22 protein-coding genes are annotated in these 21,481 nt (G+C 60.8%); 10 read left to right on the top strand and 12 right to left on the bottom strand.

Features of this window, described 5'->3' with window-relative positions; translation table 11 throughout:
• Positions 1 to 47: 47 nt before the first annotated feature.
• The gene (locus AC1DRN_RS07750; protein WP_223459738.1) at positions 48 to 542 is read right to left on the bottom strand and encodes a SprT family zinc-dependent metalloprotease; all 495 of its coding nucleotides are present in this window, start codon (positions 540 to 542) and stop codon (positions 48 to 50) included.
• A gap of 158 nt (positions 543 to 700) precedes the next feature.
• Positions 701 to 1,303: a Yip1 family protein gene (locus AC1DRN_RS07745; RefSeq protein ID WP_108215276.1), complete on the bottom strand. Its 603-nt coding sequence runs from the start codon at positions 1,301 to 1,303 to the stop codon at positions 701 to 703.
• Between the two features lie 283 nt (positions 1,304 to 1,586).
• On the opposite strand from AC1DRN_RS07745, the gene ttcA reads away from it, so the two are divergent.
• A complete protein-coding gene (gene ttcA / locus AC1DRN_RS07740) occupies positions 1,587 to 2,411 on the top strand; it encodes a tRNA 2-thiocytidine(32) synthetase TtcA (RefSeq protein WP_223459736.1) in 825 nt (274 codons plus the stop codon).
• Positions 2,412 to 2,561: 150 nt separating this feature from the next.
• Positions 2,562 to 3,236: a DNA-3-methyladenine glycosylase I gene (locus AC1DRN_RS07735; protein ID WP_223459733.1), complete on the top strand. Its 675-nt coding sequence runs from the start codon at positions 2,562 to 2,564 to the stop codon at positions 3,234 to 3,236.
• A 144-nt stretch (positions 3,237 to 3,380) separates the two neighbouring features.
• Here AC1DRN_RS07735 and AC1DRN_RS07730 read toward each other — a convergent pair whose 3' ends face one another.
• The 3 genes from AC1DRN_RS07730 to arsC are packed head-to-tail and all read right to left on the bottom strand — an operon-like array spanning position 3,381 to position 4,754.
• Complete coding sequence (locus AC1DRN_RS07730; RefSeq protein WP_223459731.1) at positions 3,381 to 3,806, bottom strand: DUF2069 domain-containing protein; 426 nt, start codon at positions 3,804 to 3,806, stop codon at positions 3,381 to 3,383.
• Position 3,807: 1 nt separating this feature from the next.
• Positions 3,808 to 4,404 carry an NAD(P)H:quinone oxidoreductase gene (gene wrbA / locus AC1DRN_RS07725; RefSeq protein ID WP_223459728.1) on the bottom strand — a complete coding sequence of 199 codons (597 nt, stop codon included), beginning with the start codon at positions 4,402 to 4,404 and terminating at the stop codon, positions 3,808 to 3,810.
• The gene (arsC, locus tag AC1DRN_RS07720) at positions 4,401 to 4,754 is read right to left on the bottom strand and encodes an arsenate reductase (glutaredoxin) (RefSeq protein ID WP_223459726.1); all 354 of its coding nucleotides are present in this window, start codon (positions 4,752 to 4,754) and stop codon (positions 4,401 to 4,403) included. Before arsC ends, wrbA begins: the two co-directional genes overlap by 4 nt.
• A gap of 114 nt (positions 4,755 to 4,868) precedes the next feature.
• Here arsC and AC1DRN_RS07715 point away from each other — a divergent pair, with 114 nt between their 5' ends.
• Positions 4,869 to 5,336 carry a TlpA disulfide reductase family protein gene (locus AC1DRN_RS07715; protein WP_223459724.1) on the top strand — a complete coding sequence of 156 codons (468 nt, stop codon included), beginning with the start codon at positions 4,869 to 4,871 and terminating at the stop codon, positions 5,334 to 5,336.
• 87 nt (positions 5,337 to 5,423) lie between these two features.
• Here the strand turns inward: AC1DRN_RS07715 and AC1DRN_RS07710 are convergent, their stop codons facing one another.
• The 4 genes from AC1DRN_RS07710 to AC1DRN_RS07695 all read right to left on the bottom strand — a co-directional run bounded on the left by AC1DRN_RS07710 (position 5,424) and on the right by AC1DRN_RS07695 (position 10,157).
• A complete protein-coding gene (locus AC1DRN_RS07710; RefSeq protein ID WP_223459722.1) occupies positions 5,424 to 5,828 on the bottom strand; it encodes an META domain-containing protein in 405 nt (134 codons plus the stop codon).
• The gene (locus AC1DRN_RS07705; protein WP_223459719.1) at positions 5,828 to 6,262 is read right to left on the bottom strand and encodes a hypothetical protein; all 435 of its coding nucleotides are present in this window, start codon (positions 6,260 to 6,262) and stop codon (positions 5,828 to 5,830) included. Before AC1DRN_RS07705 ends, AC1DRN_RS07710 begins: the two co-directional genes overlap by 1 nt.
• A gap of 77 nt (positions 6,263 to 6,339) precedes the next feature.
• Positions 6,340 to 7,332 (bottom strand): 2-hydroxyacid dehydrogenase, encoded by a 993-nt coding sequence (locus AC1DRN_RS07700; protein ID WP_223459716.1) that lies wholly within the window; start codon positions 7,330 to 7,332, stop codon positions 6,340 to 6,342.
• Between the two features lie 71 nt (positions 7,333 to 7,403).
• Positions 7,404 to 10,157, bottom strand: a complete 2,754-nt coding sequence (locus AC1DRN_RS07695; protein WP_457266168.1) for a response regulator — start codon at positions 10,155 to 10,157, stop codon at positions 7,404 to 7,406.
• Positions 10,158 to 10,372: 215 nt separating this feature from the next.
• Here AC1DRN_RS07695 and AC1DRN_RS07690 point away from each other — a divergent pair, with 215 nt between their 5' ends.
• The 7 genes from AC1DRN_RS07690 to AC1DRN_RS07660 all read left to right on the top strand — a co-directional run bounded on the left by AC1DRN_RS07690 (position 10,373) and on the right by AC1DRN_RS07660 (position 18,830).
• Positions 10,373 to 11,092 carry a response regulator transcription factor gene (locus tag AC1DRN_RS07690; RefSeq protein ID WP_223459711.1) on the top strand — a complete coding sequence of 240 codons (720 nt, stop codon included), beginning with the start codon at positions 10,373 to 10,375 and terminating at the stop codon, positions 11,090 to 11,092.
• Positions 11,082 to 12,503, top strand: a complete 1,422-nt coding sequence (locus AC1DRN_RS07685) for a sensor histidine kinase (protein ID WP_223459709.1) — start codon at positions 11,082 to 11,084, stop codon at positions 12,501 to 12,503. The genes AC1DRN_RS07690 and AC1DRN_RS07685 overlap by 11 nt, the downstream gene beginning before the upstream one ends.
• Positions 12,504 to 12,671: 168 nt before the next feature.
• A complete protein-coding gene (gene cysM / locus AC1DRN_RS07680; protein WP_108215288.1) occupies positions 12,672 to 13,574 on the top strand; it encodes a cysteine synthase CysM in 903 nt (300 codons plus the stop codon).
• A complete protein-coding gene (rlmD, locus tag AC1DRN_RS07675; RefSeq protein WP_477786662.1) occupies positions 13,574 to 14,926 on the top strand; it encodes a 23S rRNA (uracil(1939)-C(5))-methyltransferase RlmD in 1,353 nt (450 codons plus the stop codon). Before cysM ends, rlmD begins: the two co-directional genes overlap by 1 nt.
• A gap of 121 nt (positions 14,927 to 15,047) precedes the next feature.
• Positions 15,048 to 17,291 carry a GTP diphosphokinase gene (relA, locus tag AC1DRN_RS07670; RefSeq protein ID WP_108215290.1) on the top strand — a complete coding sequence of 748 codons (2,244 nt, stop codon included), beginning with the start codon at positions 15,048 to 15,050 and terminating at the stop codon, positions 17,289 to 17,291.
• 134 nt (positions 17,292 to 17,425) lie between these two features.
• Complete coding sequence (mazG, locus tag AC1DRN_RS07665) at positions 17,426 to 18,259, top strand: nucleoside triphosphate pyrophosphohydrolase (protein WP_223459706.1); 834 nt, start codon at positions 17,426 to 17,428, stop codon at positions 18,257 to 18,259.
• Positions 18,260 to 18,287: 28 nt separating this feature from the next.
• On the top strand, positions 18,288 to 18,830 hold the full coding sequence (locus AC1DRN_RS07660) for a DUF2058 domain-containing protein (RefSeq protein WP_057713659.1): 543 nt from the start codon (positions 18,288 to 18,290) through the stop codon (positions 18,828 to 18,830).
• Between the two features lie 69 nt (positions 18,831 to 18,899).
• Here the strand turns inward: AC1DRN_RS07660 and AC1DRN_RS07655 are convergent, their stop codons facing one another.
• The 3 genes from AC1DRN_RS07655 to fabA form a co-directional block, all read right to left on the bottom strand.
• Complete coding sequence (locus tag AC1DRN_RS07655) at positions 18,900 to 19,088, bottom strand: hypothetical protein (RefSeq protein WP_223456119.1); 189 nt, start codon at positions 19,086 to 19,088, stop codon at positions 18,900 to 18,902.
• A 403-nt stretch (positions 19,089 to 19,491) separates the two neighbouring features.
• Positions 19,492 to 20,712, bottom strand: coding sequence for a beta-ketoacyl-ACP synthase I (gene fabB / locus AC1DRN_RS07650; protein ID WP_223459703.1), 1,221 nt, complete (start codon positions 20,710 to 20,712; stop codon positions 19,492 to 19,494).
• A gap of 11 nt (positions 20,713 to 20,723) precedes the next feature.
• On the bottom strand, positions 20,724 to 21,239 hold the full coding sequence (gene fabA, locus AC1DRN_RS07645) for a 3-hydroxyacyl-[acyl-carrier-protein] dehydratase FabA (RefSeq protein WP_003227150.1): 516 nt from the start codon (positions 21,237 to 21,239) through the stop codon (positions 20,724 to 20,726).
• Positions 21,240 to 21,481: the final 242 nt, after the last annotated feature.

The following is a 21,481-nucleotide window of genomic DNA, read 5'->3' as shown; positions in this document are numbered from 1 at the left end:
GAGCGAGCTTGCTAGCGATGGCGGCAGCACAAACACCGAAAATCCCGCTACTCGACCCGCATCTCCCCACTGAACACCAAGGTATGGCGACACCGCCGGCACAAATACCGCCGACCTTGCCGAACCAGACTGTGGCGCTGGGCGGAAAACGGGAAGTCGCTGTCGACGCACGGGCATTTGTAGATGTAGCGGGTCACGCGGCGGCGTTTGACGTCATAGGTGTGGCAGCGGTTGGGCGGCAGTTCGTACACGCCGCGCATGATCAATTGCCACTCTTCGCCATGGGGCTGAATGCGGTCGCCGAACAACTGATGGGCGATCAGGTGCGCGACCTCATGGGCCACGGTCTGCTTGAGGAAGTCTTCGGTGTTTTCCCGGTACAACTGCGGATTGAAGCGCAGCAGGTTCTCGTGCAAATGCGCGACACCGGCTTTTTGCCCGCGCAGCTTGAGGCTCACCACGGGGCGTTTGAAAGGTCGTTTGAAAAAGGATTCGGCTTGTTGGAAACAGTCTTCGACACGGGTATTGAGTTGCTCGGGCATGCTCGATGGATCTCCAGAGACGTCGAGTATGCCGCAACCCTCGGGCCTTGCGAATCGCCAAGGTACCGAATGGTCGTGTGCCTGCTCGTTGCTGAAGAATGAAAAGGCCGCCTTGCGGCGGCCTGTGTCGGTCGTTGCCGACTGTCCGTGATGAGCGGCTAACTGGTGTAGACCGGCCCCACGCCGAGTCCCCAGACAATCACGGTGAACGCCATGATGGCGACCAGCACCACCAGGCCTACGGCGAGCACCGAACTTGAAAACAGGAAGCCCTCGTCAGATGGAATGTTCATGAATGTCGGCAAGCCCACGTACAGCAAGTACACCGTGTAGCAGATAGCTGCGGTGCCGACGATCATCCCCAGCCACAAGTGCGGGTACAGGGCGGCGAGGCCGCCGATGAACAGCGGCGTAGCGGTGTAGGTTGCGAACGCAATGCAGCGGGCCAGGCTTGGGTTGGCGTCATAGGTGCGGGCCATCCAGTGAATGAATGCACCCATTACCGCTACACCCCCGAGCATCGCCAGGTATGACATGATTGTCATCCATATCGCGCTTTCTACGGTCAGCATCACGGGAGGCCGATTGCCGATGACCCAGCCGACCTGCGTGGTGCCAATAAAGGCAGACACGGCGGGGATCGCCGCAAGGATCAGCGTATGGGTCAGGTACATGTGGCCGATGCTTTCCTCCTGGTCGCCACGGATTTCTTTCCATTCTTGGTCAGGGTGGGTGAAAAGCCCCACTACGTGATGGATCATGCCAGTCACTCCTCTTGTCTTTACCGTCGCCCCCCAGTGGAGCGCCTACGGGCCAATGCGGCCAAGCAAGTCACAGGTCTGAAATTTGTATACGACCTTAAGTCGCAGTATAGGGAGGAGTTTCCCCAGAGGGAGTAGGGGCTTTAGAGCAAATCGCGCTGTAAACCCGGTTGTTAATCGCCGACGGGTCTGTGCCGAACAGCCCTTTTGGCGAGGCACTTCGCCCCTGAGGTGTTTTTGCGTAAAATGCCCGCCTTTCGTCACACCTCACGGATTTCGCGTCATGGGCACTCTCACGGTCAACCAGAACAAACTGCAAAAGCGCCTTCGCCGACTGGCCGGTGAGGCGGTTGCCGATTTCAACATGATTGAAGACGGCGACAAGGTCATGGTCTGCCTGTCCGGTGGCAAGGACAGCTACACCATGCTCGACGTGCTGATGCACTTGCAGAAGGTCGCGCCGATCAAGTTCGAGATCGTGGCCGTGAACATGGACCAGAAGCAGCCGGGCTTCCCGGAGCACGTGCTGCCGGCCTACCTCAAGGAACTGGGCGTCGAGTACCACATCGTCGAGAAAGACACTTACTCGGTGGTCAAGGAGCTGATCCCGGAAGGCAAGACCACCTGCTCGCTGTGCTCGCGTTTGCGTCGCGGAACGCTCTACACCTTCGCCGACGAAATCGGCGCGACCAAGATGGCCCTCGGTCACCACCGCGACGACATCGTCGAGACGTTCTTCCTGAACATGTTCTTCAACGGTTCGCTCAAGGCCATGCCGCCAAAACTGCGCGCCGACGATGGCCGTAACGTGGTGATCCGCCCGCTGGCCTACTGCAACGAAAAAGACATCCAGGCTTACTCGGACCTCAAGCAATTCCCGATCATCCCGTGCAACCTCTGCGGTTCCCAGGAGAACCTGCAGCGTCAGGTGGTCAAGGAAATGCTGCAGGACTGGGAGCGCAAGACCCCGGGCCGTACCGAGAGCATTTTCCGCAGCCTGCAGAACGTGATCCCGTCGCAATTGGCGGACCGCAACCTGTTTGACTTCACCAATCTGAAGATCGACGAATCAGCGGCGTCGCGCTTCGTCAACGTCGTCAACCTCTGACCCCGATTACTGTGGGAGCGAGCTTGCTCGCGATTGCGGTGCATCAGTCAACAGAGATGTCGCCTGACACACCGCTATCGTCGGAACGCCGCCCGGAGCAAGCTCGCTCCCACAGGTTTTTTCGTTTTATTTCAGATTATTGGAGAGGGCATGCGCGACTACAAGTGGCTGAACGAGTACTGCCTGAACCGCTTCGGTTCGGCGGCTGAACTGGAAGCCCATCTGCCCGTTCCAAAGACCCCGGCGCAACTGCGCAAGATCAGCGACGATCGCTATCTTTCGATGATGGCACTACGGGTATTCCGTGCCGGACTCAAGCACAGCCTGGTGGATGCCAAGTGGCCGGCCTTCGAAGAAGTGTTCTTCAAGTTCGACCCGGAAAAAGTCGTGCTGATGAGCGCCGAGCACCTGGAACGGCTGATGCAGGACACGCGGATCATCCGCCACCTGGGCAAGCTCAAGAGTGTGCCGCGCAATGCGCAGTTCATACTGGACGTGGCCCATGAAAAGGGCAGCTTCGGCGCGCTGATCGCCGATTGGCCGGTGACCGATATCGTCGGGCTCTGGACCTTTCTGAAAAAGCGCGGACATCAGTTGGGTGGGCTGTCCGCCCCGCGCTTCTTGCGCATGATCGGCAAGGACACTTTTGTACCGAGCTATGACGTGGTGGCGGCGCTGAATGCGCAGGACATCATCGACAAGGTGCCGAGCAGCCTGCGCGACCTGGCGTTGGTGCAGGACGTGTTCAACCAGTGGCATGAAGAAAGTGGCGGACGGGCGATGAGCCAGATTTCGATGATGCTGGCTTATACCGTCAATCATTGAGACCGAGTTGCCCCAATCGCGGGCAAGTCGGATCGCCGCACCGCCGCTCCCACAGGATCTCTGTTGAAACACAAATGTGTGATCGACGCAAAAACCTGTGGGAGCTGGCTTGTCGGGTCGCCGCATCGCAGCGAAGGCGTCAGATCAGGCGACGCTGATCTCACCTTCACCCGCCAGCTTGCGGTTCAACTGATACCGCCAGCGCACATACAACAGCGCCGAGCAAAACACCACCAGGCTCGCGCCCATCTCCAGCAAACCGAAGAATTGCCGGTTCGGGTCATAGGCCGCCAATGCGCCCTTGATGAAATACAGGTTCACCACAAAGCACATCCACGAATGCCCGCGAGGGCTGCCGATGATCATCCCCGGCGCCAGAATCAGCAACGGCACCAGCTCGATCAACAGAATCACCCATGGCCGGGCGCCGTGCAGGTCGGCGACCAACAGGTAGTAGATGCACAGCAATCCCACCAGGCCGAAAAAGCACAGCAGACTGATGACACGCATCGCCTTGACGCGTGGCTCGAGCCATTCGAGGGCGGGCAGAATCTTTGGCTTTTTTGCCACCTCAGCTCTCCAGTTTCTGTGCAGTCTTCGCCAGGCGCATACCCAGCGCCCGGCACAGCGCCACTTCATGTGAGTCCAGACCGCTTTTGCCATCGGCACCGGCGTGGTGGCTGGCGCCGTAAGGCGTGCCGCCGCCCTGGGTTTCCAGCAGTGCCGACTCGCTGTAGGGCAGGCCGGTGATCAGCATGCCGTGGTGCAGCAACGGCAGCATCATCGACAGCAGAGTGGTTTCCTGGCCACCGTGCAGGCTCGCCGTGGAGGTGAATACACCCGCCGGCTTGCCCACCAGCGCACCGGTCAGCCACAGGTTGCTGGTGCTGTCGAGGAAGTACTTGAGCGGTGCGGCCATGTTACCGAAGCGGGTCGGGCTGCCGAGTGCCAGGCCTGCGCAGTTCTTCAGGTCGTCGAGGCTGGCGTACAGCGCGCCTTCGTCGGGAATCTGCGCAGACACGGCTTCGCATTCGGTCGAGATCGCCGGCACCGTGCGCAGGCGCGCTTCAAGCCCGGCCTGTTCGACACCGCGGGCAATCTGCCGGGCCATTTCGTTGGTCGAACCGCTGCGGCTGTAGTACAGAACCAGGATGTACGGCGCACTCATGGCAACAATTCCAGGATCTGCTCCGGTGGGCGGCCGATGATGGCTTTGTCACCGACTTCGAGAATCGGTCGCTCCATCAGTTTCGGGTGGGCGGCGATAGCGGCGATCAATTGTGCTTCGCTCAGGCTGTTGTCAGCCAGGTTGAGGGTCTTGTACTCGTCCTCGCCGGTGCGTAGTAATTGCCGGGCGCCGATCCCGAGTTTGCCCAGCAGGCTCTGGATTTGCGCGGCGTCCAGCGGAGTGTCCAGGTAACGGACCACGGTGGGCGTCAGGCCACGGGCTTCAAGCAATTCGAGCGCACCGCGGGATTTCGAGCAGCGCGGGTTGTGATAAAGCGTCAGATCGGTCATGAGCGGGTCGCATCTTGCGTAAGGTGGCGGCTATTCTAACTGTGTGGCGCGCAATCCAGAACCGTGAGAGGCGATGGGTCGCAAGCGCATTCAATTTTTGACAAGGAACACGACATGACAAGGCGACTGGCAGCGGCATTGGCGATCATCGGAACGTTGATGCTGGGGGGCTGCGGGAATGACTATGGCATCGACCAGGACGGTCATAAAATCGCCGCCGACCGACTGGACGGCAAATGGCTGGTACTCAACTACTGGGCAGAATGGTGTGGGCCTTGCCGTACCGAGATCCCGGAGTTGAACACCCTGGCCGAGCAGCTCAAGGACAAGAAAATCGGTGTGTTCGGGGTCAACTTCGACAACGTCCAGGGGCAAGAGCTGAAGGGCGCGAGCGAGAAGCTGGGGATCAAGTTCACGGTGCTGGCCCAGGACCCGACCGAGCTGTTCGAGCTGCCGCGCAGTGAGGCGTTGCCGGTGACGTACATCATCGATAACAAGGGCAAGGTGCGTGAGCAGTTGATGGGCGAACAGACGGCGGCGGGGGTGATGGCGAAGCTTGAGGCGTTGCAGGCGAAAAATTAAAGCAAAAAGATCGCAGCCTGCGGCAGCTCCTACAGGGTGTTCGACAATCCATGCAGGAGCTGCCGCAGGCTGCGATCTTTCAGGGGATCAACCCTCCTCAAGCCACCAACGCAGTGGCTTGCCTTCGGCTGGCCAGAAGCGCATCTGCTCGATCGGGGAGACGTCCCAGCGCTGGACGTTTTCCAGGGCCTGAAGGAAGCGTTTTTCCTGTTCCATCAGCGCCGGTGCACACAGTTTGCGGGTGCTGCCGATTTTGCCGAAGGTCAGTTTGTCGCCATCGAGGGTGTACGGTGCGAACCAGTGGTTACAGCCGCCATTGCCATAGGCCCGGCCGTCTTCAGCGAAGGTGATGGTCAGGTGGCTGTAGTCCATCAACGGCCGCTCACCGATCCATTCCAGAATGTAGCTGCGGTTTTGTTGCAACTGCACCGGCTCGGCGGCGCAGCCCAGCAGGCTGGCTCCGGCCATCGCGCTCAGAGCGAGGCGTTTCATCACGCAGGCTCCTGGCATTTTGGGCACAGGTGTTTCTCGCCAACGGTGGTCCAGCCCAGCTCGGCAATCCGCACGGTGGCGGCAGGCTTTTCGGCCTTGTTGCCCAGTTTGGCATCGACGGCGAACTCGAAGCTCAGCTCTTTGGCGCAGCTGTCACAGTTCACTTGCCAGGTGTGGATGGCCAGTTCGCCGAATACCGGGCCACTGGCCACCGCGACCCATTGACCGGGCGGGTTGATCAGGTGGCGAACCGTTTCGACGGTCAGTCGCATGGACAAGTCCTTGGCACCCTTGAGGGTCACGACCAGCACGTCGTTGTTGCGAATCGAGCCACCGTTGCCGGTGACCTGATAGCGCCCCGGCACCAGGGCGCGGCATTCGGTGAGGGTGTGTTGCGGGTTCATCAGGCTGTAGCGGAAATCGTGTTCGACCATGGGTCCTCCAAATATGCGCGATATGCTATCACGGGCTTGCACACCGCATCGCGCAGGCAGATGACCTTCGATCCGTTTCAGTCTCCCGTCACCTGGTTTTCCGGGGTGCCCGCCGTCCAGGCTGCAATGTTACGCAATGTGGTGGTGGCAATCGCGTCCAGCGCTTCGCGGGTCAGAAAGGCCTGGTGCGCGGTGACGATCACGTTGGGGAAGGTCAGCAACCGTGCCAGCACATCATCTTGCAACGGCAGGTCGGAGCGGTCCTCGAAGAACAACTGCGCCTCTTCCTCATACACATCCAGCCCCAGGTAACCCAGGCGACCGTCTTTCAATGCATCGATCAGCGCCGGCGTGTCCACCAGGCCGCCACGCCCGGTATTGATCAGCATCGCACCCGGTTGCATGTGCGCCAGGGATTGGCGATTGATCAAGTGCCTGCTCTGCTCGTTGAGCGGGCAGTGCAGGCTGATGATCTGCGACTCGGCCAGCAGTTGCGGCAGGCTCAGGTAGCGCGCGCCGAGGGCTTCGACCTGCGGGTTGGGGTAGGGGTCACAGGCCAGTAACCGGCAGCCAAATCCGCTCATGATTTTGGCGAAGGTGGCACCGATCTGCCCGGTGCCGACCACCCCGACGGTCTTGCCCACCAGGTCGAAACCGGTCAGCCCCTGCAGTCTGAAATCCCCTTCGCGGGTGCGGTTATAGGCGCGAGGCAAGCGGCGGTTGAGTGCGAGGATCAGCGCCACCGCATGTTCGGCCACCGCGTGGGGCGAATAGGCCGGGACGCGCACGATGGCCAGTCCCAGACGCTTTGCCGTCGGCAAGTCGACGTGGTTGTAACCGGCCGAGCGCAGGGCGATCAGGCGTGTACCACCGGCGGCCAGGCGTTCGAGCACCGCCGCGCCGAGGTCATCATTGATGAACGCACAGACCGCTTCATACCCTTGGGCGAGCGCCACTGTGTCGAGGCTCAGGCGCGCCGGCTGAAATTGCAGCTCGATGCCGGCCGGTTGTTCGGCAGCGAGAAAACTGTCGCGGTCGTAGTTCTGGCTGCTGAAAAGAATCGTACGCATGATGTCCTCCCTGTCCCGTTTCTGTAGGAACTGAGCTTACGCTGATGTTCGATTGACGCAGTTGCGCTGCATCAAGCATTCATGCGCGCCTGGGCCGCCAGGCGATTGATCGCCCGCTCGAGCTCCTCCAGTGCCACGCTGGCATTCGGGTCCTGTTGCTTGAGCAGGGTTTCGCTGCGTTGGCAGGCCGCACGCAATTGCGGTACGCCGCAGTAACGCGTCGCGCCATGCAGGCGATGGACCCGTTCGATCAGGGCGTTGTGGTCGTTGCTTTGCTGAGCGAGGCGGATGGCTTCGCGGTCGGCCTCCAGGGACGCCAGCAGCATCGCCAGCATGTCCGCCGCCAGATCAGCCTTGCCGGCGGCCAGGCGCAATCCTTCGTCGTGGTCGAGTACCAACAGGTCGTGGGCGCCAGCATGCCCATCGCCGGAGCGCTCCGGGCGGTGATTGCGCAGCGCCAGGCCGCTCCATTTCAGCACCACCTGCGCCAATTGCCGTTCGCTGATCGGTTTGGTCAGGTAGTCGTCCATGCCGCTTTGCAGCATCGCGCGTTTTTCGTTGGCCATGGCATGGGCGGTGAGGGCCACGATCGGCAGCGGCGTGCAATGGCGTTCGCTTTCCCATTGGCGGATCGCCTCGGTGCTCTGGCGGCCGTCCATGCCGGGCATCTGCACGTCCATCAACACCAGATCGAATGTCTCGTTCTGCACCGCCTTGATGGCGGCAAAACCGCTTTCCACGGCGAGCACATTGGCGCCCATGTCTTCGAGCAGGGTCTGCACCAGCATCAGGTTGGCCGGATTGTCGTCGACGCAAAGCACCTTCGGTGCACGGCTGGACAGCGGTTCGCCCGGCTCGCTGCGCATCGGGCGCGGGTTGACCAGATCAGACAGGGAGCGTCGCAACTTGCGGGTACAGGCCGGTTTCGCCTGGAGCTGGCTGTGGGGGTTGGGCACGGAAAGATGGAACAGCGTCTGTTCCGTGGTCGGGCACAGCACCAGCACTTTGCAGCCAAGATGCTCGAGGTCCCAGATGTGCTGGTTGAGGCGTTCCGGCGGCATGTCGTTGCTGGTGATGCCGAGCACTGCAAGGTCGATCGCCTGATCGGTCTGGTGGGCGGCGGTGACGCCATTGGTCAGGCTTTCCAGGGTGTTGAACGGTGTGGTGTTGAGGCCGCAGTCTTCCAGTTGATGCTGCAACGCCTGCCGGGCCAGTTCGTGGTTTTCCAGCACCGCCACCCGGCGCCCGAGAAGCGGCGCGGCGGGCAGGTCTTCGGCATCGTCGCGGGCTTTGGGCAGGCTCAGGCTGATCCAGAATTCCGACCCTTCCCCCGGCGTGCTGTCGACGCCGATCTCACCGCCCATCTGTTCGATCAGGCGTTTGGAAATCACCAGACCCAGGCCAGTGCCGCCGGGTTGCCGCGACAGCGAGTTGTCGGCCTGACTGAAGGCCTGGAACAGGGCGCGTACGTCCTRGTTCGACAGGCCGATGCCGGTGTCCTGAATGCTGATGCGCAGCTGCACGGTGTCTTCGTGTTCTTCTTCGAGCATGGCGCGGGCGACGACGGTGCCTTCGCGGGTGAACTTGATCGCATTGCTCACCAGGTTCGTCAGGATCTGCTTGAGCCGCAGCGGGTCGCCCACCAGTGACAGCGGCGTGTCCCGATACACCAGGCTCACCAGTTCCAGCTGCTTGGCGTGGGCGGCCGGGGCGAGGATGGTCAGGGTGTCCTGGAGCAGGTCGCGCAGGTTGAACGGAATATGGTCGAGCACCAGCTTGCCAGCTTCGATTTTCGAGAAGTCGAGAATCTCGTTGATGATCCCCAGCAGGCTATCGGCGGATTTTTCGATAGTGCCCAGGTAGTCGAGCTGGCGTGGGGTGAGCTCGCTTTTTTGCAACAGGTGGGTGAAGCCGAGAATGCCATTGAGCGGCGTGCGGATTTCATGGCTCATGTTGGCCAGGAATTCGGACTTGATCCGGCTCGCTTCCAGGGCCTCCTTGCGCGCCAGATCCAGCTCGATGTTCTGGATCTCGATGGTTTCCAGGTTCTGGCGCACGTCTTCGGTGGCCTGGTCGATGCTGTGCTGCAATTCTTCCTGGGCATTTTGCAGGGTGCCGGCCATGCGGTTGATGCCGGAAGCCAGTTCATCCAGTTCCTGGCTACCGAGGGGCGGCAAGCGGGTCTCCAGGTGGCCGTCCTTGAGTTGGGCCACGGCCTGCTTGATCTGGCTCAACGGCCGATTGATCGTGTGACCCATGCGCAGGGCCAGCAGTGCCGCACCGATCAGTCCCGTAGCGATCAACATCAGGCTGGCGAACAGGCTGCGGTAACCGCGCAACAGCATGCCGTTATGGGACAGTTCGAGCTCGACCCAGCCCAGCAGGCGGTCGGCTTCTTCAGGAATCACGTCCCCGGCCAGGTTACGGTGTTTACCGAATACCGGCAGCAGATAGCGGGTCGCATCGCTGCCGCTGCTGCGCAGCATTTGCGTGCCACTGCCAGAGGGTGTCTGATTGAGCATGGACGGGCCGGCGTGGGCCAGCAACGTGCGGTCGGGAGCCAGGAAGGTCACGGCCCGTACGTCGGTTTGTTCCAGGGCCTGGGTGGCGATGCGTTCGAGCAGTTCGTTGTCCTGATGGCCCATGGCTGGCGCCGTCAGTGGAGCCAACTGCTCGGCGATCATTTCGCCACGCTGCATGAGTTGGGTTTGCAGGTCAGCCTGTTGCATCCAGGTAAAATAACCCCCCAGCACCAATGCCATCAGGCTGGTCGGCAACAGGGTCAGCAACAGCACGCGGCCTTTGATTCCCAGTTTCTTGAGCACGCATCTCTCCTGCATCCCGCTATTTATCGGCCCGTACATGCATCCGCCATGCACCACTTGCGCAGTGTAGCGATTTGCTCGCGGGCAATCTTCGTAAAAATGGTGCAGTCATTCGTCGGCCCGGGCGACTCTTTGGCGATACGGACAAACCGTGGGTTGCCCCTGGCGAGGCAATCTTGAATAATCGCTCAACTGAGAATTGTTTGCAGATAGTCATGACTCCCATCACTGCTGGTCTCCCCCGAATCCTGTCCATCGAAGACGACCTTGTGCTCGGCGCCTATGTTCACGAGCACCTGGACCGCAGCGGCTTCCAGGTGACCTGGTGCCAGAACGGCCAGGAAGGCCTGGACATTGCCCGCCGGCAACCTTTCGACGTGGTGTTGATGGATATCCTGCTGCCGGGCATGGACGGCCTGGCGGTACTGACTCAATTGCGCCAGAGCCATTCCACCCCGGTGTTGCTGATGTCGGCCCTCGGTGCCGAGGCCGATCGCATCAGCGGCTTTCGCCTGGGGGCCGATGATTACCTGCCAAAGCCCTTCAGCATGGTGGAGTTGCGGGTGCGCATCGAAGCCATTCTGCGGCGGGTGGCACTCGACCGCCGCCCCGCGCCCGCCGTGCCGGCCCTGTCGATGGACAGCCTGCGTTTCGACGATGAAAGCTTCGACGTCTTTTACGGCGAACAGGCCGGTGGCCTGACCCGCAGCGAGTATCGGCTGCTGGAGACGCTGCACCGTAGCGCCGACGAAGTACTGAGCAAAGCCTTCCTCTATCAGCAGGTGCTGCAGCGTGGTTACGCGGCCCATGACCGCAGCCTGGACATGCACATCAGCCAGATCCGCCGCAAGCTCAAGGCCATTGGCTACACCGAGCGCGAAGTGCGTACGGTATGGGGCAAGGGTTACATCCTGAGCGCCGCCGATGAAATGTAACTTGCCGGGCAGGCATTCGTTGTTCTGGAAACTGGCTTGTCTGCTGGTGGCGTTCTGCTTGCTGATGATCTGGCTCAGTTGGTCCTGGGGACGCTACATGGAGGAACGCAATCAGTTCCTCTCGGATGAAGCCCGGGGCACCCTGACGCACTATGCCGCGCAGGCCGAGCAAGCATGGCGACAGCGCAAGAGCGCCGGCGTCGATGAATGGTTGCAGGACATCCAGTTGCATGAAGCCAGTTGGGTGGGTGTGATCGGCGGTGATTTGCAGTCGTTGAGCAGTCAAGCGCTGACGGACCGGGAAATCGAGCACCTGACTTTTTTGCGCGGCCTCGATTGGCCCATCCACAAGAAAGGCCGGCCGTGGATGCGCATACCGTTTCCCGGCGACCCGTCCGCCGGCAGCCTGGTGATCGAGCTGCCTGAACGCTTTCTGCCTGGGCAATACCGGTTGTTCTGGCGGGTGATCACCAACGGCGTGATTCCGGGGTTGTTCACCTTGCTGCTGTGCGTCGGGCTCTACCGTTTGCTGGTGGTGCCGCTCAACCACTTGCGTGAGCAGGCCAACGCCTGGCGTGCCGACCAACTGAATGTGCGCCTATCGAGCCGCACCACCAATCGTTCCGATGAATTGGGTGAGCTGGGGCGGGCGTTCGACCATATGTCCGAACGCCTGCAAAGCACCGTGGCCTTGCAGCAGCAACTGCTGCGCGACTTGTCCCACGAATTGCGTACGCCTTTGAGCCGCCTGCGGGTGGCCAGTGAAAGCGAGCAGGGGCTGGAGCCATTGCGCGAACGCATCGGCCGTGAGGTCGATGGCATGCAGCGTCTGGTGGATGACACGCTGCAACTGGCCTGGCTCGATACCGAGCGCACCCGATTGCCCGACGAAGCCATTCAGATCCAGGCCCTGTGGGAAATGCTCACGGAGAACGCCAGCTATGAAAGTGGCTGGCCCGATACGCAGTTGCAATGCACGGTGGATGCATCCTGTTGGGTTCGCGGTCATCTCAACACCCTGGCCCAGGCATTGGAAAATATTCTGCGCAATGCGATTCGTCATTCGCCAGCGGGAGGCATTGTCCAGCTGGGTGGCCAGCGTGATGGCGATTTCTGGCACCTGTGGCTGGAGGATCAGGGCGATGGTGTGGCGCAAGCTGATCTGGAGCGGATCTTCCTGCCGTTCACCCGACTCGACGGTTCGCGGCCAGGGGATGGTGGATTCGGACTGGGCTTGAGCATTGCCCGGAACGCGGTGCAGCGTCAGGGCGGACAGCTGTGGGCGCAGAACACCGGGAGCGGGTTGCGCTTGAATATGCGGTTGTTGGCGGATGATGGCGGTGTCCGTGACGACGCCATCGCGAGCAGGCTCGCTCCTACATTGACCGTGTTTGAACCGCGAAACGTGTGATCACCCCGGTACCCTGTGGGAGCGGGCTTGCCCGCGATGAGGTCCTGATGTTCACCGCAAAATATCTGCTTATTCCCATAAACCATAAGCACCACACTTTGCGTGATATGGCCTGCGAACGTTTGCCGGTATGATAGACGCCCCCGCAGTCTGGATTGCGAATACGCCATGACCTTGCAGTACCCAACCATCGCCGATTGCGTCGGCAACACTCCGCTGGTTCGTTTGCAGCGCCTGCCCGGCGCCACCAGCAATACCCTTTTGCTCAAGCTCGAAGGGAACAACCCGGCGGGATCGGTCAAGGACCGTCCGGCGCTGTCGATGATCACCCGCGCCGAACTGCGCGGGCAGATCCATCCTGGCGATACGCTGATCGAAGCGACGTCGGGCAACACCGGGATCGCCCTGGCCATGGCCGCCGCGATCAAGGGTTACAGGATGATCCTGATCATGCCGGACAACTCCAGCGCCGAGCGCAAGGCAGCCATGACGGCCTATGGCGCCGAGCTGATTCTGGTCAGCCAGGAACAGGGCATGGAAGGCGCCCGTGACCTCGCGCAGAAGATGGAAGCCGAGGGTCGCGGCAAGGTACTGGATCAGTTCGCCAACGGTGACAATCCCGAGGCGCACTACACCACCACTGGCCCGGAAATCTGGCGCCAGACCCAGGGCACCATCACCCATTTCGTCAGTTCCATGGGCACCACCGGCACCATCATGGGCGTGTCGCGCTACTTGAAAGAGCAGAACGACAACGTGCAGATCATCGGCCTGCAACCGATGGAAGGTTCGGCGATCCCGGGTATCCGCCGCTGGCCTCAGGAATACCTGCCGAAGATCTACCAGGCTGACCGCGTTGACCGGATCGTCGACATGGCCCAAAGCGAAGCCGAAGACGTGACCCGTCGCCTGGCCCGCGAAGAAGGCATTTTCTGTGGCGTGTCCTCGGGCGGCGCCGTGGCGGCAATGCTGCGCCTGTCCAGAGAAGTTGAAAACGCGGTGATCGTCGCGATCATCTGCGACCGCGGCGACCGTTACTTGTCGACCGGCATTTTCGACGCGCCCAACTGATGGCCAAACATGAAAGAGGCCTGCGCTTCCAGCCCACCGGCGGCAGCAAGGCCCCGCAAATCCCGACCGGCAAAAAGCAGCGCCTGACCATCGAGCGCCTGGCCAATGACGGTCGCGGCATCGCGTTTTTCGAAGGTCGTACCTGGTTCGTCATCGGTGCGTTGGCCGGCGAAGAAGTCGAGGCTCGCGTACTCGGTGCCCACGGCAAAGTGGTCGAGGCGCGGACCGAGCGGGTGTTCAACGCCAGCGAATTGCGCCGTCCGGCGCCGTGCGCCCATGCCGGCCGTTGCGGCGGCTGCAGCGTGCAGCATCTGCCCCACAACGAACAACTCGCCCTGAAACAGCGCATGCTCGCCGAGCAATTGTCCAAGGTCGCCGGTGTCGCGCCCGAGGAGTGGGCCGAACCATTGACCGGTCCGGAATTCGGCTACCGTCGTCGCGCCCGTGTGGCGGTGCGCTGGGACATCAAGGCGAAGAAACTCGAAGTCGGGTTCCGCGCCGCCGGCAGCCAGGACATCGTTGGCATCGATGATTGCCCGGTGCTGGTACAACCCTTGCAACCCATCATGACCCGCTTGCCGGAGATGCTGCGACGCTTGAGCAAACCTCAGGCACTCGGGCATGTGGAGTTGTTCAGCGGCTCGACCTTGGCGGTTTTGCTGCGGCACATGGCGCCGTTGTCCGACGCCGACCTGACGATCCTCAAGGATTTCTGCGCGTTCCACGAAGCCCAGTTGTGGCTGCATGGCGACGGTGAACCGCAGCCGGTCCAGGCCGATCAGTCCTTGGGCTATCGTCTTGAACAGTGGGGGCTGGAGCTGGCATACCGTCCCGGGGATTTCATCCAGGTCAACGCCGCAGTCAACGAAGCGATGGTCGCCCAGGCGCTGGACTGGTTGAAGCCGACCGCTGATGAGCGCGTACTCGATCTGTTCTGTGGCMTGGGCAACTTTGCCTTGCCACTGGCCAAGGCCGCTCGCGAAGTGGTGGCGGTCGAAGGTGTGCGGGTGATGGTCGATCGGGCAGCGGCGAATGCGGCTAGCAATAATCTGCATAACGCGAAGTTTTTTCACGCCGATTTATCCCAGCCTTTGACGGACGCCGAATGGGCCGCCGAAGGCTTTTGTGCGGTACTCTTGGACCCACCGCGTGACGGTGCTTTCGAGGTTGTTCACAAGCTCAAGACCCTGGGCGCCGAACGGTTGGTGTACGTGTCGTGCAACCCGGCCACTCTGGCGCGTGACACGGTCGAATTGATCAAGCAGGGCTACCGGTTAAAACGTGCCGGGATTCTCGATATGTTTCCTCAAACGGCGCATGTCGAGGCCATGGCGTTATTTGAAGCGAGCTAGGATGCTCGTCTGGTCCGACTGGCCCGCCCGTGCAGCCGCGCACCAGCCCGACGTGGGCGCATGGGTAACGAAGGTCAGCGAATTGACGCATTGAATCTGCGTCGTAGGGAAGGTAAGCAAGATGGTACAGGTGAGAGCACACCAGCCGATCAACACCGACGGCAGTATCAATCTCGAGGCTTGGCTCGATCACGCGGTGAGTGTCGATCTGGCACTGGATCGCGAAGCCTTGAAAGAGGCCTGCGAGTACGCTCGCGAGGCCGAACAACAAGCCAATGCGGCACAGAATCTGTGGTCGGAAGGGAACTCCACGTTTCGTACCGGCCTTGAGATCGCCGAGATTCTCGCCGATCTCAAACTCGATCAGGACTCACTGGTCGCCGCGGTCCTGTACCGGGGCGTGCGCGAAGGCCAGATCCCGTTGCCGGCAGTCAGCCAGCGTTTCGGCCCGGTGGTGGCCAAACTCATCGACGGCGTGCAACGCATGGCGGCGATCAGCGACAGCCTGAGTCCGCGCAAATCCTTGGTGATGGGCACCCAGGGCCAGGTGGAAAACCTGCGCAAGATGCTGGTGGCCATGGTCGACGACGTTCGCGTCGCCCTGATCAAACTGGCCGAGCGTACTTGCGCCATCCGTGCGGTGAAGACCGCCGACGACGAAAAACGCAACCGCGTCGCCCGTGAAGTCTTCGATATCTACGCGCCACTGGCCCATCGCCTGGGTATCGGTCACATCAAGTGGGAACTGGAGGATTTGTCCTTCCGTTACCTGGAGCCGGACCAGTACAAGCAGATCGCCAAGTTGCTCCACGAGCGGCGCCTGGATCGCGAGCGCTTCATCAGCGACGTGATGAGCCAGCTGAAAAACGAATTGCAGGCCACCGGCGTCGATGCCGACATCAGCGGCCGGGCCAAACACATCTATTCGATCTGGCGCAAAATGCAGCGCAAGGGCCTGGAGTTCAGCCAGATCTACGACGTTCGAGCCGTTCGCGTACTGGTACCGGAAATGCGCGACTGCTACACCGCGCTCGGCATCGTCCATACCCTGTGGCGGCACATTCCGAAAGAGTTCGACGACTACATCGCCAACCCCAAGGAAAACGGCTATCGATCGCTGCACACGGCGGTGATCGGGCCCGAGGGCAAGGTGCTGGAAGTGCAGATCCGCACCCATGCGATGCACGAAGAAGCCGAACTCGGTGTGTGCGCGCACTGGCGCTACAAGGGCACCGACGTCAAGTCCGGCTCCAATCACTACGAAGAGAAAATATCCTGGCTGCGTCAGGTGCTCGAATGGCACGAAGAGCTGGGCGACATCGGTGGCCTGGCGGAACAGCTGCGGGTCGATATCGAGCCCGACCGGGTCTACATCTTTACCCCGGACGGTCACGCCATCGACTTGCCGAAGGGTGCGACACCGCTGGACTTCGCCTACCGCGTACACACCGAAATCGGTCACAACTGCCGCGGCGCCAAGATCAACGGGCGCATCGTGCCGCTCAATTACAGCCTGCAAACCGGTGAACAGGTCGAGATCATCACCAGCAAGCACGGCACCCCGAGCCGCGACTGGCTGAACCCGAACCTGGGTTACGTCACCACATCGCGGGCGCGGGCGAAGATCGTTCACTGGTTCAAGTTGCAGGCCCGTGACCAGAACGTCGCGGCCGGTAAAACGCTGCTGGAGCGCGAGCTCAATCGCCTCGGTCTGCCCGCGGTGGATTTCGACAAGCTGGCCGACAAGGCCAACATGAAAACCGCCGAAGACCTGTTCGCCGCCCTCGGCGCCGGGGATCTGCGCCTGGCGCAACTGGTCAACCTGGCGCAGCAACTGGTCGAGCCGGAGCGAGGAAACGAACAGCTGGAACTGATTCCGCGCAAGGCCACCGGCTACAAACCGGGCAAGCGCGGCGATATCCAGATCCAGGGCGTCGGCAACCTGATGACCCAGATGGCCGGCTGCTGCCAGCCGTTGCCGGGCGATGCCATCGTCGGTTACATCACCGTGGGTCGCGGCGTGAGCATTCACCGTCAGGACTGCGCCTCGGTGCTGCAGCTGGCCGGGCGCGAGCCCGAGCGAATCATCCAGGTCAGCTGGGGGCCGGTACCGGTGCTCACCTATCCGGTGGACATCGTCATCCGCGCCTACGACCGTTCCGGTCTGCTGCGTGACGTCTCGCAGGTGCTGCTCAATGAGCGAATCAACGTGCTGGCGGTCAACACCCGCTCGAACAAGGAGGACAACACCGCGCTGATGTCCCTGACCATCGAGATTCCGGGGCTGGACGCATTGGGGCGGTTGCTGGGGCGGATTTCCCAGTTGCCGAACATCATCGAAACCCGGCGTAACCGTACGCCTTGATGGCATGTTTAGCGCCGATCCACTGTGGGAGCGAGCTTGCTCGCGATGACGGCTTAACATTCAGCACATGTGTTGTCTGACAAGCCGCTATCGCGAGCAAGCTCGCTCCCACAGGTTCTCGCAGAGTTTAGTAAATGTATTCACTTCAAGACCTGCTGCACCTGATGAACCGCCTGCGCGACCCGCAGTACGGTTGCCCGTGGGATCTCAAGCAAACCTGGGCCACCATCGTCCCGCACACCCTCGAAGAAGCCTATGAAGTGGCCGATGCCATCGAGCGCGGCGACTTCGATCACGTGCAGGGCGAGCTAGGCGATCTGCTGTTCCAGGTGGTTTATTACAGCCAGTTGGCCCGGGAAGAAGGGCGCTTCGAGTTTGAAGGCGTGGTCGACAGCATCACCCGCAAGCTGATCCGCCGTCATCCCCACGTGTTCCCCACCGGTGACCTGTATGCGCCGCTGGATGTCCCGCGTTTGAGTGAAGAGCAGGTCAAGCAGCGTTGGGAAGAGATCAAGGCCGAGGAGCGCGCGGAGAAATCTTCAACGCCCGAACAGCTGTCGTTGCTCGATGATGTGCCCGCCGCTCTGCCAGCGTTGTCCCGTTCGGCAAAATTGCAGAAGCGCGCGGGGCAGGTCGGGTTCGACTGGCCAGACGCCTTGCCGGTGCTCGATAAAGTGCGTGAGGAACTCGATGAAGTCCTCGAAGCGATGTCGGAAAACGATCCCGAAGCCGTGGCCGACGAGATCGGTGACCTGCTGTTTTCCGTGGTCAATCTGGCGCGGCATCTCAAAGTCGATCCGGAAACCGCACTGCGTGGCGCCAACGGCAAGTTTGAACGACGCTTTCGTTTTATCGAACAGGCATTGCGCGACACCCGCAGTCCCATGGAAGATTGCACCCTCGAAGAGTTGGACGCCTTGTGGGGCGAAGCCAAACGTCAGGAAAAGAATTTGCCCAGCTGCGGTTGAGCAGTGGCCTAAGTGAGTAATAAGCACCATGAGCATTTCCCTTCGCGACCAGTTGCTCAAAGCAGGGCTGGTCAACCAGAAGCAGGCCAAGCAGGTCAGCAAAGACAAGCAGAAACAACAACGCCTGGCCCACAAAGGCCAGATCGAGCTGGATGACTCCCAGCAGCGCGCGGCGCAGGAAGCCATGGCCGAGAAGGTCAAGCGCGACCAGGAACTCAACCGCCAGCAGCAGGAGAAGGCCGAGGCCAAGGCCCGTGCCGCGCAGGTCAAGCAATTGATCGAAGTCTCGCGCCTGCCGAAATTGACGACCGAGGATTACTACAACTTCGTCGACGACAAGAAGGTCAAGCGCATCTGCGTCAACACCCTGATGCGCAACAAGCTCAGCAGCGGTTCGCTGGCCATCGTGCATCACGCTGGCGGCTACGAAGTGATTCCGCGCGAGGCGGCACTGAAGATTCAGGAACGCGACCCTCAACGTATCGTGCAGATGAATGTGCAGACCGAAGAAGTGAGTGTCGAGGATGATCCGTACGCCGCCTATAAGATCCCTGATGATCTGATGTGGTAACACGCTGAAGGCTGCAATACGACAAACCCCGCTCATGGCGGGGTTTGTCGCTTTCAATGCTGTGTTTGCCTATGCGGAGCGCAATTCGCGTTGCTGCTCCAGGGTTTCCAGTTCGGCCTTGTAGTTTTGCGCATCGGTCTCGGAATGGAACATCCCGACCAGCAGGTCTTGTTGATGCACATCCCAGATCCGGATACCAGCGGCTACACCCTCGTGGGATTTATGTGAATCGTCGCGTTCAGTTACTTTTACGGTCATCTGCTAGCTCCAATCTCTGTTATCTGCAGCAAGGCATGTGCAGGACTTTGTTATAGGGTTTGGTAGCTTGCTAAGTAAACGACTGAGTTTGGTAATGGTTTTTTGCAAAAACGGAAACAGTCCTGCAGCCCGCGGAATCCGCGACATTCAGTCGCAGGGTGTCAAGTTTCATGACAAACGTTTCATGTTGAGAGCACCGCAAATCCAGTGTCGAGCATAAAACCTGTGGGAGCGAGCTTGCTCGCGATGAGGGCGTGTCAGCCAGCATCGATACTGACTGATAAGCCGCCATCGCGAGCAAGCTCGCTCCCWCAGGTTTTGCATCTGCCTTTAGGTTTCTCAAGGCAAAAAAAACGCCCCGAACCAGTCGGGGCGTTTTCATGTGCGGCTCGGCAGCGGGAAATTACTTGCCTACCCAGCGCTTCAGTACCAGGGTGGCGTTGGTGCCACCGAAACCGAAGCTGTTGCTCATCACGGTGTTGATGGTGGCGTTTTCGCGGGTCTTGGTCAGCACCGGCAGGTCGGCCACTTCAGGGTCCAGCTCGTCGATGTTGGCGGAACCGGCAATGAAGTTGCCTTCCATCATCAGCAGGCAGTAGATCGCTTCGTGAACGCCGGCGGCGCCCAGGGAGTGACCCGACAGGCTCTTGGTGGAGCTGATGGCCGGAGCCTTGTCGCCGAACACTTCACGCACGCCTTTCATTTCCGCGACGTCGCCGACCGGGGTCGAGGTGCCGTGGGTGTTCAGGTAGTCGATCGGGGTATCGACGGTGGACAGCGCCTGCTGCATGCAGCGGATCGCGCCTTCGCCGCTCGGGGCAACCATGTCGTAGCCGTCGGAGGTCGCGCCGTAGCCGACGATTTCCGCGTAGATCTTCGCGCCGCGGGCCAGAGCGTGTTCCAGCTCTTCAACCACGACCATGCCGCCACCGCCGGCAATGACGAAACCGTCACGCTTGGCGTCGTAGGCACGGGAAGCTTTTTCCGGAGTTTCGTTGTACTGGGTGGACAGGGCGCCCATGGCGTCGAACAGGAACGATTGGCTCCAGTGTTCTTCTTCACCGCCGCCGGCGAAAACGATGTCCTGCTTGCCCAGCTGGATCTGTTCCATGGCGTTACCGATGCAGTGAGCACTGGTGGCGCAAGCGGAGGAGATCGAGTAGTTCACACCCTTGATCTTGAACGGCGTGGCCAGGCAGGCGGAAACGGTGCTGCCCATGGTCCGCGTGACGCGGTACGGGCCGACGCGCTTGACGCCTTTCTCGCGCAGGATGTCCAGTGCTTCCATCTGGTTCAGGGTCGACGCGCCACCGGAGCCGGCGATCAGGCCGGTACGCACGTTGGAAACCTGCTCTTCGGTCAGGCCGGAGTCGGTAATGGCGTCTTTCATGGCCAGGTAGGCATAAGCTGCCGCGTGGCCGACGAAGCGATAGATCTTGCGATCGATCAGTTCTTCAAGGTTGAGGTCAATGGAGCCGGAAACCTGGCTACGCAGACCCATTTCGGCATATTCCGGGTTGAACCGGATGCCAGGGCGGCTTGCACGCAGGTTAGCGGAGACGGTCTCTTTGTCATTGCCCAGGCAAGAAACGATGCCCAGACCAGTGATAACGACGCGGCGCATGCGAATAACCCTTAGAAGTTGTCAGTGGAGGTGAACACGCCGACCCGGAGGCCTTCGGCGGTGTAGATTTCGCGACCGTCGACAGTGACCGAACCGTCGGCGATGGCCAGGTTCAGTTTACCCTTGAGGACGCGCTTGATATGAATGTTATAGGTGACTTTTTTGGCGGTCGGCAGAACCTGGCCGAAGAATTTCACTTCGCCCGAACCCAGCGCACGGCCACGGCCAGGCAAGCCTTGCCAGCCCAGGAAGAAACCGACCAGTTGCCACATGGCGTCGAGGCCCAGGCAGCCCGGCATCACCGGATCGCCTTCGAAGTGACAGGCGAAGAACCACAGGTCCGGATTGATATCCAGCTCGGCGACCAATTCACCTTTGCCGTACTTGCCACCTTCTTCGCTGATCAGGGTGATGCGATCAACCATCAGCATGTTCGGGGCGGGCAGTTGCGCGTTACCTGGGCCGAACAGCTCACCGCGACTGCAGCGCAGCAGGTCTTCCCGGGTAAAGGCGTTTTGTTTGGTCATGCGAGCTCCTCAATAGTCCCATGCGGCAGGTGGGGCAAATCTTCCCGGCCGATCGAAGCGTTCATGCCTCGAACCGGCAGCCTACTCATAGACTATTGCGTTGTGGTGAAAGTCACAGCACCAAGGACATGAAAGTACACTTGTGCACTGAAATTATTATTCAAGCCCCTTTTCGGGCCTGTTCGGGGGCTTAAGACTGCCGCACTTTCGCCTTTCACGCCAGTCGCAGATGCTCGAAAGGC

It is taken from the genome of Pseudomonas sp. P5_B3 (genome assembly GCF_056400405.1).
This window is presented reverse-complemented; position numbering and strand designations above follow the sequence as displayed.